The organism is Actinacidiphila sp. DG2A-62 (assembly GCF_035825295.1).
Taxonomy (GTDB): Bacteria; Actinomycetota; Actinomycetes; order Streptomycetales; family Streptomycetaceae; genus Actinacidiphila.
The window spans coordinates 2719015-2733312 of record NZ_JAYMGI010000002.1 but is presented as its reverse complement, the minus strand read 5'-3'; the positions used below and the strand labels follow the sequence as shown (position 1 = coordinate 2733312).

The window sequence follows — 14298 nt, the reverse complement described above, 5'->3', positions numbered from 1 at the left end:
CCGCTGCCCGGCACCGGGGCCGCCCTGCCCGGGCGGCCCGCTGCCCCTGATGGCTCGCGCCCAGCGTGAGGGGCGCCGGGGCGGGGTGGGAGGATTGGCGCATGCGCGTCTACCTCGGTTCCGACCACGCCGGATACGAACTCAAGAACCACCTCGTCGACTGGCTGACAGCAAACGGCCACGAGCCCGTGGACTGCGGCCCGCACATCTACGACGCCGTGGACGACTACCCCCCTTCTGCCTGCGCGCGGCGGTCCGCACGGCCGCCGACCCGGACGCCCTCGGCATCGTGATCGGCGGCTCGGGCAACGGCGAGCAGATCGCCGCCAACAAGGTCCGCGGCGTGCGCGCCGCGCTGGCGTGGAGCGAGCAGACCGCCTCGCTGGCCCGCGAGCACAACGACGCCAACGTGCTGAGCATCGGCGGCCGGATGCACACCCGCGAGGAGGCCACCAAGTTCGTCGAGATCTTCCTCGCCACCCCGTACTCGCACGAGGAGCGCCACCAGCGGCGTATCGACATGCTCAGCGCGTACGAGACCACCGGCGAACTGCCGCCGGTCCCGGCCCACCACCCGCGGCAGGACTGAGCCGGACGATGCCGGAGGGGCACACGATCCACCGGCTGGCCGGGGACGCCCTGCGGGCGTTCGCCGGGCGGCCGGTGCGGGCGAGCAGCCCGCAGGGCAAGTTCTCCGACAGCGCGGCGCTGCTGGACGGCGCCGTGCTGGAGGCGGTCGACGCCCACGGCAAGCACCTGTTCCTCGGCTTCGGGGACGCCGGCTGGGTGCACATCCACCTCGGCCTGATCGGCAAGGTCGCCTTCGACGGCCCGGTCAGCGACACGGTGCGGCTGCGGCTGACCGGGGGCCGCGACGGCGCCCGCACGATGGACCTGCGCGGCCCGGCCGCCTGCGAACTGATCACCGAGCCGGAGAAGCAGGCGATACACGACCGGCTCGGGCCCGACCCGCTGCGGCCCGGCGACGACCCGGAACGGGCGCTGGCCCGGATCAGCCGGTCCCGGATGCCGCTCGCCCCGCTGCTGATGGACCAGAAGGTGCTGGCCGGCGTCGGCAACGTCTACCGGGCCGAGGTGCTCTTCCGGCACGGCGTGGACCCGTTCCTGCCCGGCCGCGCGGTCGACCCCGCGCTGTGGCGGGCGCTGTGGGACGACCTGGTCGTCCTGATGCGGCAGGGCGTGGCGGACAACCGGATCGACACCGTGCGGCCCGAGCACGAGCCGGCCGCCATGGGCCGCCCGCCGCGCCGCGACGACCACGGCGGCGAGGTGTACGTCTACCGGCGCACCGGCCTGCCGTGCCTGGTGTGCGGCACCCCCGTGCGCACCCAGCCGCTGGCCGCCCGCAACCTCTTCTGGTGCCCCGGCTGCCAGCCGCCGCACACCCCTCCCGGCGTCAGAAGCCGTGCGGCAGCCAGGGCGCCGGGTCGGTGAGGAACGCCGTCGACGCCTCGGCCAGCGCGCCCGGGTGCAGCTCCCGCACCAGTCCCGCGCCCGCCATCGCCCGCAGTGACGCGCCGCCGAGGTAGGCCGCGCCCAGACGGGCCACCGGCACCGCCAGCTCGGCCGCGTCCGAGGTGCGTTCGCAGCTCGCGCCCTTCGCGTCGCCGGTCAGCCGCCAGCGTCCCGCGTTCCACGGGCAGAAGTCGTCCTCGACGTCGATGACCACGTCCACCGGCGCCGCGTAGGTGCGCGCGGACAGCGCCGCCCCGACGTCGACCAGCCGCAGGTGCACGCCGTCCCGGACCGACGGCGTGCAGCGGCGGATGTCCGAGACCAGGTGCAGCAGCGGGTCGTCGACCGGGCGGTTGCGGAAGGCGATCGAGGACGTGAGGTCGATGCCCGCGAGGTAGTCCCACAGCGCCGCGTACGCCACCGGATCGAGTGCTTCCACGTCCCGCAGGTTGACGACGCCGTCCGCGCCGCCCGGCGTCCACTTGGCGACGGTGGAGTAGCGCGCGTAGCCGCGTACCCCCTCGTCGGTCTCGGCCAGTACGCACAGCAGCGGGCCCGAGGGGCCGGCGAGGCGGCCGGCAGCAGCGCCTGCGACTCCCAGCCCTTGCGGCGGGCCAGCATCCCGGCCCGGCGCGGCACCAGCGCGGCGTACACCCGCTCGCAGTCGGCCAGCGCGTCGGACGGCGACACCAGGCGCAGCCGCACCCCCTCGGCCGCCTCGGGCCGGTGCAGCGACACCCGCGTGGTGTCCACCGAGGCGCTCAGCTGCCAGGTGGCGATCCCGTAGCCGAACCGGCCGTAGATCACCGGCTCGGAGGCGGTCAGCACCGCGAACGGCTCGCCGCGTCCGTGGAAGTCGTCCAGCTGCCTGCGCATCATCGACGTCAGCACGCCCCGCCTGCGGTGGGTGGGCTGCACGCTGACCATGGTCACGCCGGAGACCTCGGCGCCGGCGCCGCCCGGCACCGTCATGCGGAAGGAGAACGCGCCCGCGGTGCCCACGAGTTCGTCGCCGTCCCAGGCGGCGATCGAGCGGCCCGGCTCGTTGACCCGGCGCCACTGGGCGCGCTCCGCGGGCGACTCGGGGGCGCCGCCGAAGGCGCGTTCGACCCGGTCGAACATCGTGTCCCACTGGTCGGGTTCGAGTACGCGCAGTTCGGTCGTCATGCCTCCTGCCTACCAGCCCGGGCGGCGGACGGGCGAACGCATTTCCGCACCCGCGTCCGTACCGGAACCCGTCCGGCCTGCACACCGGGCCGCTGTCTCGGTAGGGTCGTCGCCGGGACATGGCTAAGGGCGCGGTGGGTGAGGAACTGCGGCTCAGGTGGAGCAGGAGGCTGCACCGGGCCCGGCTCGGCGTGCGCAAGTCCGCCGTCGACTACTTCCGCGGCGACGCCTCCGACTGGGCGGGCCTCGCGGTGATCGCGCTGACCATCCCGCTGCTGGCCTGGACCACGGTGGCCACGCCGGTGTGGTGCCCGCCCAGCGCGCTGGCGCTGCCCATCCTGGCCGGCGGCCTGCTGCTGCGCCCGGCCAGCCTGCTGCTGCTCTACGCCGCCTCCGCGGTCGCGCTGGTCGCGGAGTCCGCGGCGCTCGGCCCGTACCGTGAGGGGCCCGCCCGGGTCACCCCCGGCAGCGTCCTGGTGGTCACCGCGGTGGCGCTGACCGGGCTGATCATCGCGCAGTTCCGCTCGCGGGTCGGCGTGCCCTGGCGGCGCGGCCACACCATGCTCTTCGACCTGCGCGAACGCATCCGGGTGCAGAGCCGGCTGCCCCGGCTGCCCGGCGGCTGGCACGCCGAGATGGCGCTGCGGCCGGCCGGCGGCAGTCCTTCTCCGGCGACTTCGTGGTGGCCACCCGCAGTTCGGGCGGCCGGGTGCTGGAGGCGGTGCTCACCGACGTCTCCGGCAAGGGCATGGACGCCGCCTCCCGCTCGCTGCTGCTGTCCGGCGCGTTCGGCGGGCTGCTCGGCTCGCTGCCCCCGCACGCCTTCCTCGCCGCCGCCAACGGCTACCTGCTGCGGCAGAACTGGGAGGAGGGCTTCGCGACGTCGGTGCACCTCGTCCTGGACCTGGAGAGCGGCGACTACGAACTGCTGTCCGCCGGCCACCTGCCCGGCGTCCAACTGCACGCGGGCACCGGAAGGTGGGAGGAGAAGGCCGCCGAGGGCCCGCTGCTGGGGATCTACGACGGCGCCGAATTCCACGGCGTCAAGGGGACGTTGCGGACCGGGGACGTGCTGCTGCTGTTCTCCGACGGGATGGTGGAGGCCCCGGGCCGCGACCTGTCGGAGGGCATGGACCGGCTGATGGGGGAGGCGGACCGCTTCGTGGCGACCGGATTCCGCGGCTCGGCCTGGCGGTTGATCGAGGCCGTCGCCAAGGACGTCAACGACGACCGCGCGTTGCTCGTGGTGTGCCGCAACTAGCCCATGGGAATGGGACTATGGGTCACTGACGCATCAACCCACAGTGGCTTGATGGCACCATGGGTACAGGGCGAGGCGGGGGCGGCGGCACGGTCCCCGGATCGGCTTGGAGACCGAAAGAGGAAGTGATCCGCTGTGGTTATCTCCCTGTCCGCCGTGCTGTTGCTGGCGATCGTGCTGGTCGTCATGATCCGTAGCAAGTCCATCAAGGTGGGCCCGGCGATCGTGGCCGCCCTCTTCGGCTTCTTCCTCGCGTCGACGAACATGGCGCCGTCGGTCAACCGCTTCCTGACCTCACTGGCCGACACGATCAACCAGATAAAGATCTGAGGGCGCGGCCGGCGCGGCCTGCGGGGCGGCGGCGAGGACACGCTCCAGCAGGCGGTCGGCGGCCGGCCGGCCGCTGTGCGCCCCGCGGTCGGTGTACCCGGCGTCCGGGCGGCCCCGGCCGACGTCCGGGCGGCTCCGGCCGGCGTCCGGGCCGCTCCGCTCGGCGGCGTCCGGCGTTCCCGTGACGGCCGCGTCCTGCGCGTCGGCGGCCAGCAGCGCCGCCAGCACCGCGATCCTCGCCTGTCCCGGCCGCAGAGTCCCGGCCAGGTGCGCGCCGGCCGCCGCGAGGTCGACCGCCCCGCCGCCGGTGTAGATCGGGGCCACCGCCCCGGCGGCCACCCGGGTGCTCAGCGCGACCAGCACCCCGCCGCGCACCGCGCCGGCGACCGCCTCGGCGATCTGCGGGGTCGCGTTGCCCGCGCCGGTCCCGACCAGCACCAGGCCGCGGGCGCCGGCCGCGAGCGCGGCGTCGAGCAGCACCGTGTCGCCGTCGCTGTGGTGCATCACGATGTCCACCCGAGGCGCGGCGGCGTCGCGCGGCGGCAGCGGCAGGGCCGCGGGGCGCGGGCGGCGCCGTCCCCAGGTGACGCGGCCGAACTCCACCCGGCCCAGCGGCAGCCCGTCCGGGTCGCCGAAGGCGCGGGCGTCCAGGGTGTGCGTCTTCACGGTGCCGCGCGCGGCGTGCACCTGGCCGGCGAAGACGATCACGGCGCCGGTCTCCCGGCCGGTCGCGGCGGTCAGCAGCGCGTCGTAGAGGTTGCCCGCGGCGTCGCCGTCCTCGGCGTCCAGCGGCTTCTGCGCGCCGGTGAGGACCACCGGGCGGGGGTCGTCGTGGAAGAGGTCGAGGAAGAAGGCGGACTCCTCCAGGGTGTCCGTGCCGTGGGTGACGACCACCCCGTCCACGGCGGGGTCGGCCAGCGCGTCGTGCACGGCGTGCAGCAGGCTCAGCTGGTGGGCGGTGGTCAGCCGGGAGCTGTTCACCGTGAACAGGTCGACGACGCTGACCTCGACGTCCTCGGGGACCGCGCCGGCGGCGAGCACCTCGCGGCCCTGGGCCTGCGCGGCGTAGCCGTCCCCCTGCCAGCGGCTGGCTATGGTGCCTCCGGTGCTGATGACCACGACGTGTCGCACGATGCCTTCGCCTCTTTTCTGCGCTTCCCCGGACAGAGCACACACCTGTACACAATGATATGCGCGTAGACTCGCCACACGATTGCCAATACGGAGCTGAATCCCGTCGGATCGTGGGAGAAGATGGCGTCATGGACGCTATCGACAGAAGTATCTTGCGCGAGTTGCAGGCCGACGGCCGGCTGACCAACCAGGAGCTGGCCGCCCGGGTCGGCCTGACCCCGTCCCCGTGCCTGCGCCGGGTCCGCCAACTGGAGGACGACGGGGTGATCCGCTCCTACCGCGCGGTGGTCGACCCGGCGGCGGTCGGCCGCGGCTTCGAGGTCTTCGCCTCCGTCGAGGTCCGCCGCGACCGCGAGTCCGTCGCCGCCTTCGAGGCCGAGCTGCAGTCGACCCCCGACGTGGTCGAGGCCTACCGCCTCTACGGCGCCCCCGGCAGCCTCCTGCGGATCGCCGTGGCCGACTCCGACGCGTACGAGCGCTTCTGGACCGAGCGCCTGATCGCCCTCCCCGGGGTCACCGACGTCAACTCCCAGATGATCATGAAGCGCATCAAGTCCCCCCAGAGCCTCCCGGTCGACTGACCGCCCCGGCCCCGGCGCCCGCCCCCGGCATCGCGGCCCCTGCGCCCGCCCCCGCCCTGCGCGCAGAACGCGCACGGCCCGCCCCGCGGACCAACCGCGGACCGGGCCGTGCGCCGTACCGAGCGGGCGACGGGAATCGAACCCGCGTAGCTAGTTTGGAAGACTAGGGCTCTACCATTGAGCTACGCCCGCAGCGCCTGTGATTCTGGCACATCGCATAGTAGCCGGTCGAACGGGTGCGGCGGCGGGCGCGATACCGGCTGCCCACGGGTACGGGGCCATGTACTCTACGTGTCGCACCAGCGGGGTGTGGCGCAGCTTGGTAGCGCGTCCGCTTTGGGAGCGGAAGGCCGTCGGTTCGAATCCGGCCACCCCGACCAGGAGTTCTTCCAGAATTCCCGGAGACGGGCCGAGCCCGTCCGGGACCTTTGGCGTACCGGTAGGATGGGCCGCTGGTGACCGATGCCGCGGTGTGGTCCGCAGCCGGTGAGTCGCCTCCATCAACGTAAAGCCCCCAAGGAGACCCAACCGTGAAGAGCGCCGTCGAGACTCTGAACCCGACCCGGGTTCGACTCACTGTCGAGGTGCCCTTCGAGGAGCTCAAGCCCAGCCTCGACGCGGCGTACAAGAAGATCAACCAGCAGGTCACCGTGCCGGGCTTCCGCAAGGGCAAGATCCCCGCGCGCGTCATCGACCAGCGGTTCGGCCGCGGCGCGGTCCTCGAAGAGGCCATCAACGACGCGCTGCCGAAGTTCTACACGGACGCCGTCAACGAGGGTGAGCTGAACGTGCTCGGCCAGCCCGACGTGGACATCACCGAGTTCAACGACGGCGACGAGCTGAAGTTCACCGCCGAGGTGGACATCCGCCCGACGATCGAGATCCCGGACTACTCCGGCATCGAGGTCACCGTGGACGCGGTGGAGGTCACCGAGGAGGACGTCGACGCCTCCATCGAGCAGCTGCGCGACCGCTTCGCCTCCACCTCCGCGGTGGACCGCCCCGCCGCCGAGGGCGACGTCGTGGTGGTCGACCTGGAGGCCTCGGTCGACGGCGAGGTGCTGGAGGACGGCGTCGCCACCGGCGTCAGCTACACCATCGGCTCCGGCCAGCTCCTCGACGGCATCGACGAGGCCGTCACCGGCCTGGAGAAGGGCGGCTCCGCCACCTTCACCTCCGAGCTCAAGGGCGGCTCCGCGGCCGGCCGCGAGGCCGTCGTCAAGGTCGAGGTCTCCGACGTCCAGGAGCGCGAACTGCCCGCGCTGGACGACGACTTCGCCCAGCTCGCCTCCGAGTTCGACACCCTGGAGGAGCTGCGCGCCGACAGCCGCAAGCGGCTGGAGCGGGTCAAGTCCTACGACCAGGCCACCCAGGCCCAGGAGAAGGTCCTGGACGCCCTGATCGAGCTGACCGAGGTGCCGATCCCGGAGAAGCTGCTGAAGGACGAGATCGAGAGCCGGGTGCACAACCTGGAGCACCACCAGTTCCCGCAGCTGGGCCTGACCTGGGAAGCGTTCCTGGAGCGCGAGGGCAAGACCCGCGAGGAGTACGACGCCGAGCTGGAGGCCCAGTCCGTCAAGGGCATCAAGACCCAGTTCATCCTGGACGAGCTGGTCAACAAGGAGAAGCTGTCGGTCAACCAGGAGGAGCTCACCGAGCACCTCATGCGCCGCGCCGCCACCTCCGGCATGACCCCCGACCAGTTCGCCCAGGCCGTCGTCGAGGGCGGCCAGGTGCCGGTCCTGGTCGGCGAGGTCGCCCGCGGCAAGGCGCTGGCCGTCGTGGTCGAGGCGTCCAAGGTCGTCGACACCAACGGCGACGTGGTCGACCTGTCCGACGACGAGGAGGACGAGGAGGACGCGTCCGGCGAGACGTCCGAGGCCGCCGCCGAGAGCGCCGAGCCCGCGGACGCCGTCGAGGACGCCTCCGAGGACGCTCCCGCGAAGGGCTGACCCCTCCGCGCCGCCCGAGCGCACGCGTGCCGCCCGACCGCACGCGTGCGCTCGCGCACCCGCGCCACCCGGCGCGTACCCGCACGCCCCGCGCCCACCCGCACGCACCCGTGCCCGCACGCACCCACCCGTGTGCATCCACACGCACCCGTGCCCACCCGCCCCCGGGCCCGGACGCCGCTCGCGTCCGGGCCCGGGGGCGTTCTCCGGCCGATTTCATGCCACCCTGCGCTCACAGCGAACAGTTCCGCGTAGGGGATTGCTGGGCCCCACCTGCGCGTTAGGGTCCACAGTTAAGAGCGAAGAAGACCCTGTGACGGTCTGTCTACCGTCCGACAACGAGCAGGTGGATACGTGACTACTCCGATGCCTTCCGCCGCCGGCGAGCCGAATCTCGGTGGCCTCGGCGACCAGGTCTACAACCGACTGCTCGGCGAGCGCATCATCTTCCTCGGCCAGGCGGTCGACGACGAGATCGCGAACAAGATCACCGCGCAGCTCCTCCTCCTCGCGGCCGACCCCGACAAGGACGTCTACCTCTACATCAACAGCCCCGGCGGCTCCGTGACCGCCGGCATGGCCATCTACGACACGATGCAGTTCATCAAGAACGACGTCGTCACGATCGCCATGGGCATGGCCGCCTCGATGGGTCAGTTCCTGCTGACCGCGGGCACCCCCGGCAAGCGGTTCGCGCTGCCGAACACCCGCATCCTGATGCACCAGCCCTCCGCGGGCCTCGGCGGCTCGGCCACCGACATCAAGATCCAGGCCGAGCAGCTGCTGCACACCAAGCGCCGGATGGCCGAGCTGATCGCCCAGCACTCCGGCCAGACCTTCGAGCAGATCACCAAGGACTCCGACCGCGACCGCTGGTTCTCCGCCGAGGAGGCCAAGGAGTACGGCCTGCTGGACGGCGTGATGCTCTCCGCCGCGCACGTCCCGGGCGGCGGCGGCACCGGCGCCGGCGGCCCCGCCGCGAGCTGAACCGGCCGGCCGGACCGGCGGCCCGCCCCGCGCGGGCGGCGCCGGCCCCGGCCCCCCGCGGACCCTTCTCGAAGCCCCTCACCAGGACGGTGGTCTGAACCCCATGAACTCCCTGAACTTCCCCGGCCGCGGCCTGTACGAGCGCACCGAGGCCGAGCGCCCGGGCGTCTTCGGCGCCGAGGCCCGCTACGTCATCCCGCGCTTCGTCGAGCGCACCTCGCAGGGCGTGCGCGAGTACGACCCGTACGCCAAGCTCTTCGAGGAGCGGGTGATCTTCCTCGGCGTGCAGATCGACGACGCCTCGGCCAACGACGTGATGGCCCAGCTGCTCTGCCTGGAGTCGATGGACCCCGACCGGGACATCTCCGTCTACATCAACAGCCCCGGCGGCTCCTTCACCGCGCTGACCGCGATCTACGACACCATGCAGTTCGTGAAGCCGGACATCCAGACCGTGTGCATGGGCCAGGCGGCCTCCGCCGCGGCCGTGCTGCTCGCGGCCGGCAGCGCCGGCAAGCGGATGGCGCTGCCCAACGCCCGCGTGCTGATCCACCAGCCGTACAGCGAGACCGGGCGCGGCCAGGTGTCCGACCTGGAGATCGCGGCCAACGAGATCATCCGGATGCGCCAGCAGCTGGAGGAGATGCTGGCCAAGCACTCCACCACCCCGATCGAGCAGATCCGCGACGACATCGAGCGGGACAAGATCCTGACCGCCGAGGAGTCGCTCTCCTACGGCCTGATCGACCAGATCGTCTCCACCCGCAAGAGTTCCGTGAACGTCTGACGGCCGCCCCCGCCGCGCCCCCGCGGGTGGGGCTCCCCGCAGGACTCGGTACGCCAGTACCGCCAAGGGGGGCCCACACGGGGGGCGCGGCAAGGTACCGTCGTGAGAGAAGCACCAGGCTCCGTTGAAGGTCGGCGGAACCCAGGCGAAGGGGAAAGACCTCGTGGCACGCATCGGTGACGGCGGAGACCTGCTGAAGTGCTCGTTCTGCGGAAAGAGCCAGAAGCAGGTGAAGAAGCTCATCGCAGGCCCCGGTGTGTACATCTGCGACGAGTGCATCGACCTCTGCAACGAGATCATCGAGGAGGAGCTCGCCGAGTCCTCCGAGGTGCGCTGGGAGGACCTGCCCAAGCCCCGGGAGATCTACGAGTTCCTGGAGAGCTACGTGGTCGGGCAGACGCCGGCCAAGAAGGCGCTGTCGGTGGCGGTCTACAACCACTACAAGCGCGTCCAGGCGGGTGAGAACGGCCGGGCCGGCCACGACGACGCCATCGAGCTGGCGAAGTCCAACATCCTGCTGCTGGGCCCCACCGGCTCCGGCAAGACGCTGCTGGCCCAGACCCTGGCCCGGATGCTCAACGTGCCGTTCGCCATCGCCGACGCCACCGCCCTGACCGAGGCGGGCTACGTCGGCGAGGACGTCGAGAACATCCTGCTGAAGCTGATCCAGGCGGCCGACTACGACGTCAAGAAGGCCGAGACGGGGATCATCTACATCGACGAGATCGACAAGGTCGCCCGCAAGAGCGAGAACCCCTCGATCACCCGGGACGTCTCCGGCGAGGGCGTGCAGCAGGCGCTGCTGAAGATCCTGGAGGGCACCACCGCGAGCGTGCCGCCGCAGGGCGGACGCAAGCATCCGCACCAGGAGTTCATCCAGATCGACACCACGAACGTGCTGTTCATCGTGGGCGGCGCGTTCGCCGGTCTGGAGAAGATCATCGAGTCGCGGGCCGGCGCCAAGGGCATCGGCTTCGGCGCGACCATCCGCTCCAAGCGGGAGCTGGACATGGCCGACCGGTTCTCCGAGATCATGCCGGAGGACCTGGTCAAGTTCGGCATGATCCCCGAGTTCATCGGCCGGCTGCCGGTCATCACCAGCGTGCACAACCTCGACCGCGAGGCGCTGCTGCAGATCCTGGTGGAGCCGCGCAACGCCCTGGTCAAGCAGTACCAGAAGCTCTTCGAACTCGACGGCGTGGAGCTGGAGTTCGAGCGCGGCGCGCTGGAGGCCATCGCCGACCAGGCGATCTTGCGGCAGACCGGCGCGCGCGGCCTGCGGGCCATCATGGAGGAGGTCCTCCAGTCGGTGATGTACGAAGTGCCCTCCCGCCAGGACGTGGCCCGCGTCGTCATCACCCCCGACGTGGTCCGCTCCAACGTCAACCCCACGCTGGTGCCGCGCGAGCCGCGGATCGTCGGCAAGGGCGAGCAGAAGAGCGCGTAGCGCGGCGCGCCGGCTCAGGCGCGCGGAAGGGGGGCGCCCCGGCCGGACGGCCGGGGCGCCCCCCTTCGTCGTGCGCTGGCGCGCGGTCGGTCGGTGTCAGCCGACCTCGACCTCGACGTCGTTGCGGACCTTGGCGGTCAGGTCGGCCGCCTCGCTGATCGACGGCGGGTCGGTCTTGCCGCCGGTGAACGCGGCCGAGTCCAGCGGGATGACGTACGCCACGGTGCTGTAGTCGGCCCACACGCACACGGTCGTGTTGATCGTGACGGTCTGGCCGGAGTCCTTCTGGCTCTCCTTGACCGTCTGGCACTTGACGACGGCGTCGCTCTTCATGCCGGCCGGGTGGACCTGCTGCGGGCTGCCCTGGGCCTCGACCTTGGAGCCGTCGCCGGAGTCGCCCTCCTTGAGCATGCTGAACATCTTGTCGACGACCGCGCCGGGGTCCTTCACCTGGCCGTAGAGGCCGTCGTACTCCAGCAGCTTGCCGCCGGTGAGGCTGCTGTCGGTGGCGTAACCCGCGCCGACCTGCGTCGGGTTGCTGACGCCGGCCGACTTGAGCTTGTCGACCTCGCTGTCCTGCAGGCCGTCGCCGCCGCCCAGCTCGGTGTTCTTCTTGTAGTCGGTGGCGACCGTCTCGGGAGTGGTCAGCTTGTACTTCTTGCCGTCGTTCTTCAGCGAACTGCTGCTGCTGTCGTCGCCGCCCTTGGTGACGAAGAAGACGCCCGCGCCGATCGCGACCAGCGCCACCACGACGCCGACGATGAGACCGGTGCGCTTGCCGCTGCCGCCGCCCTGCGGGGGCTGCGGCGGGTAGCCGTACCCCTGCTGCGGCACCTGGCCGTACGGCGGCTGCTGGCCGTAACCGGGCTGCGGGGGCTGGCCGTACGGCTGCTGCGGCTGCGGGGGCTGCTGCGGGTAGCCGTAACCGGGCTGGGGCGGCTGGCCGTACGGCTGCTGCGGCGGCTGGGGCTGGCCGTAACCGCCCGGCTGCTGCGGCTGTCCGTAGCCACCGCCCTGCGGCTGCTGGCCGTACGGGTTCGGCGGCGGCTGGTTGTAGCTCATGGGATCGTCCCCTCCGTTAACGAGTCCGCCCCATCCTCCCGGATGACTTAGCCGTTCCTTACATCGGGTGCGCAACTGGTTCGTAACAGCCTCGTCCGCCCCCGCACGCCGGCGCCTGCGCGGACCGGCCGGTCAGGGCGGCCGCACACACCGGCCGCGGGCACCGGCCGCACGCACCGGCGGCGCGTATCGGCCGCGGGCGTCGACAGCTTGGGGTGCCGCGTCGGCCCGGTCGGGGGGCGCCGCCGGATCAGCCGGACCGCAGCGCGGTCTGGGCCGGGGAGGCGCGGACCGGGTCGGTGGGCCGCCCGGTGGACGGGGCGGTGGACGGGGCGGTGGACGGGTCGGCGCCCGGCGCCCGGGTCGGGTCGGTGGTCGGATCGGTGGTCGGCGCGGTGGTCGGCGACCGGGAGACGTCCGAACGCGGCACCACGCGCCGCACCGGGTCCGCGGTGGGGGTGGGGGAGGCCGAGCGGCGGACGGCGGACGGGGCCTGCGCGGTCGGGCCGCCGGTGGGCCGGTCGGGGCCGCGGGAGCTGTCGGCGGGCCCGGTTCCGTGCGACCCGGGACGCGGCGTGGCGGTCGGCCGCGGGTACGGCGTCGGGTCCTGCCGGGCCGGCGGTTCGGCGCGCGAGGCGGGCGCGGCCGGCGGCACGAGCGGCCGGTCGCCGCCGCGCCCGGCGACGGCGTGCCGCAGCGGCAGCGCGACCAGCACGGCCACCGCGCAGGTCACCGCCGCACCCGCGGCGGCGCGCAGCAGTCGGCGGCGGGCCGCGCCGCGGCGGATCGCGGCGTAGCGGCCGGGCGGCGCGGGGAAGAAGTCGCCGGTCGGCCGCAGCAGCACCGCGAGCACGTCGCCGCCGTCCTCGCCGCTGATTCCGCCGTCGCCGCCCCCGATTTCGCCGCCGTGCCACGGGTCCAGGCCGTCGCGCCCGCCGCCCGCGCCGCCGTCCCCGCCGTCAGAGTGTGTGGTCAAGGCTCCTCCTCAAGTGCGCGCGGAGCAGCTCACGGGCCGCGTGCAGGTCGGACATGACGGTGCCCTCCTTGCGCCCGGTCAGCAGGGACACCTCCCGGATCGGCATGTCGGCGTAGTAGTGCAGCAGGATCGGCACGCGCAGCCGCTCGGGCAGCGCCTGCACCAGCATCCGCACCGACGGGTCGGCCTCCTGCTCCTGCGGTCGCACCGCCGCCTCGACGCCCGCCCGGCGCACCGCCCGCCGCTCGCGCTCCTGCTTGCGCCAGTGGTCGCGCACCAGGTTCGCCGCGGTGACGTAGAGGAACCCCCGCGGCTCGTCCACGGCCGTCCAGCGGGCCCACAGCCGGGTGAACGCCTCCGACGCGATCTCGTGCGCGGTCTCGTCGTCGACCAGCCGGCGGCACCAGCCGGCCAGGCGCGGGTACACGGCGGCGAACAGCTCGGACGCCGCCTGCTCGCGGGCCCGGCTCACCGCTCTCCAGGGCCGTGGCTGGCGTGGCTGTCGTGGCTGCACTCGGGGTACTCGGGGCACTCGGGGCACTCGCAGGGCTGAGCCCGGACCCCCGCGAGGCGGGGATCCGAGGCGGATCGTGGGGGGCAGGGGCCGTACGGCCGGACCGGTCGCACGTACGGCCGACCGGGTCCGGCCGCGTACGGCGCCGGGCCGGTCCGCGCGCCGGGGTACGGCGGGCGGACCCGCGGGCGTGCGGTCAGGCGGCCGCCGCGCGCCGGCGCTGTACGACGACCACCGCCGCGCCGGCGACCGCGCAGGCCGCCGCCGCGCCGCCGCCGATCAGCGCGCCGGAGGAGGAGCCGGAACCGGCCGAGACCGGCGGGACGCCGGTGTCCGGCGCGCCCTTGGGCAGCCGGGCGACCTGGCTCGGCACCGGCCGGGCGGTGGTCGCGGGCGTGGCGTCCCTGGGCGCCGCGGTCGGCGCGGCGCCGGCGCTGCGCGTGGGGGCTGGCGCCGGGGTGGCGTCGCGGCTGGGGGCCGCGGTCGGTGCGGCGCTCTGCGAGGGAGCGGCGGTCGGACTGCCCCCGTCGGCGAACGCGGGCACGGCCCCGGCCCCGGCCAGTACGGCGGCGCCGGCAAGTGCCATGGCGCTGAAGAGGGTTCGACGCATGGGTCGTTCTCCTT

General features: G+C 73.1%; 12 protein-coding genes, 2 tRNA genes and 3 pseudogenes. 10 read left to right on the top strand and 7 right to left on the bottom strand.

Annotated elements, in window-relative coordinates:
* The first annotated feature begins 101 nt into the window (after nt 1–101).
* Both VSR01_RS12185 and VSR01_RS12180 read left to right on the top strand, forming a co-directional pair.
* Nucleotides 102–589, top strand: a pseudogene (locus VSR01_RS12185) (ribose-5-phosphate isomerase).
* Between the two features lie 8 nt (nt 590–597).
* Nucleotides 598–1455, top strand: coding sequence for an Fpg/Nei family DNA glycosylase (locus tag VSR01_RS12180; RefSeq protein ID WP_326449270.1), 858 nt, complete (start codon nt 598–600; stop codon nt 1453–1455).
* Here the strand turns inward: VSR01_RS12180 and VSR01_RS12175 are convergent.
* Nucleotides 1418–2643, bottom strand: a pseudogene (locus VSR01_RS12175) (GNAT family N-acetyltransferase). The gene VSR01_RS12180 and the pseudogene VSR01_RS12175 sit on opposite strands and share 38 nt — an antisense overlap.
* 119 nt (nt 2644–2762) lie before the next feature.
* Between VSR01_RS12175 and VSR01_RS12170 the strand changes: the two are divergent.
* Nucleotides 2763–3904 (top strand): annotated as a pseudogene (locus VSR01_RS12170) (PP2C family protein-serine/threonine phosphatase).
* Nucleotides 3905–4039: 135 nt separating this feature from the next.
* Nucleotides 4040–4234 carry a hypothetical protein gene (locus tag VSR01_RS12165; protein WP_326449269.1) on the top strand — a complete coding sequence of 65 codons (195 nt, stop codon included), beginning with the start codon at nt 4040–4042 and terminating at the stop codon, nt 4232–4234.
* Here the strand turns inward: VSR01_RS12165 and VSR01_RS12160 are convergent.
* Complete coding sequence (locus tag VSR01_RS12160; protein WP_326449268.1) at nt 4199–5365, bottom strand: asparaginase; 1167 nt, start codon at nt 5363–5365, stop codon at nt 4199–4201. The two genes, VSR01_RS12165 and VSR01_RS12160, sit on opposite strands and share 36 nt — an antisense overlap.
* Nucleotides 5366–5496: 131 nt before the next feature.
* On the opposite strand from VSR01_RS12160, the gene VSR01_RS12155 reads away from it, so the two are divergent.
* The gene (locus VSR01_RS12155) at nt 5497–5949 is read left to right on the top strand and encodes an Lrp/AsnC family transcriptional regulator (protein ID WP_326449267.1); all 453 of its coding nucleotides are present in this window, start codon (nt 5497–5499) and stop codon (nt 5947–5949) included.
* 121 nt (nt 5950–6070) lie between these two features.
* On the opposite strand, the gene VSR01_RS12150 is transcribed toward VSR01_RS12155, so the two are convergent.
* Nucleotides 6071–6141: transfer RNA gene (locus tag VSR01_RS12150), tRNA-Gly, on the bottom strand.
* Between the two features lie 111 nt (nt 6142–6252).
* Between VSR01_RS12150 and VSR01_RS12145 the strand changes: the two genes are divergently transcribed.
* The 5 genes from VSR01_RS12145 to clpX all read left to right on the top strand — a co-directional run bounded on the left by VSR01_RS12145 (nt 6253) and on the right by clpX (nt 11122).
* Nucleotides 6253–6329, top strand: a tRNA-Pro gene (locus tag VSR01_RS12145).
* 150 nt (nt 6330–6479) lie between these two features.
* On the top strand, nt 6480–7901 hold the full coding sequence (gene tig, locus VSR01_RS12140) for a trigger factor (RefSeq protein WP_326449266.1): 1422 nt from the start codon (nt 6480–6482) through the stop codon (nt 7899–7901).
* Nucleotides 7902–8267: 366 nt separating this feature from the next.
* The gene (locus tag VSR01_RS12135) at nt 8268–8888 is read left to right on the top strand and encodes an ATP-dependent Clp protease proteolytic subunit (RefSeq protein ID WP_326453609.1); all 621 of its coding nucleotides are present in this window, start codon (nt 8268–8270) and stop codon (nt 8886–8888) included.
* A 103-nt stretch (nt 8889–8991) separates the two neighbouring features.
* The gene (locus VSR01_RS12130) at nt 8992–9675 is read left to right on the top strand and encodes an ATP-dependent Clp protease proteolytic subunit (RefSeq protein WP_326449265.1); all 684 of its coding nucleotides are present in this window, start codon (nt 8992–8994) and stop codon (nt 9673–9675) included.
* Nucleotides 9676–9838: 163 nt separating this feature from the next.
* Nucleotides 9839–11122: an ATP-dependent Clp protease ATP-binding subunit ClpX gene (gene clpX / locus VSR01_RS12125; protein ID WP_326449264.1), complete on the top strand. Its 1284-nt coding sequence runs from the start codon at nt 9839–9841 to the stop codon at nt 11120–11122.
* Between the two features lie 96 nt (nt 11123–11218).
* Here the strand turns inward: clpX and VSR01_RS12120 are convergent, their stop codons facing one another.
* The 4 genes from VSR01_RS12120 to VSR01_RS12105 form a co-directional block, all read right to left on the bottom strand.
* Nucleotides 11219–12184, bottom strand: a complete 966-nt coding sequence (locus VSR01_RS12120) for a hypothetical protein (protein WP_326449263.1) — start codon at nt 12182–12184, stop codon at nt 11219–11221.
* Nucleotides 12185–12434: 250 nt separating this feature from the next.
* Complete coding sequence (locus VSR01_RS12115; protein WP_326449262.1) at nt 12435–13160, bottom strand: hypothetical protein; 726 nt, start codon at nt 13158–13160, stop codon at nt 12435–12437.
* On the bottom strand, nt 13144–13632 hold the full coding sequence (locus VSR01_RS12110; protein ID WP_326449261.1) for an RNA polymerase sigma factor: 489 nt from the start codon (nt 13630–13632) through the stop codon (nt 13144–13146). The genes VSR01_RS12115 and VSR01_RS12110 overlap by 17 nt, the downstream gene beginning before the upstream one ends.
* 238 nt (nt 13633–13870) lie before the next feature.
* The gene (locus VSR01_RS12105) at nt 13871–14284 is read right to left on the bottom strand and encodes a sortase-dependent protein (RefSeq protein WP_326449260.1); all 414 of its coding nucleotides are present in this window, start codon (nt 14282–14284) and stop codon (nt 13871–13873) included.
* Nucleotides 14285–14298: the final 14 nt, after the last annotated feature.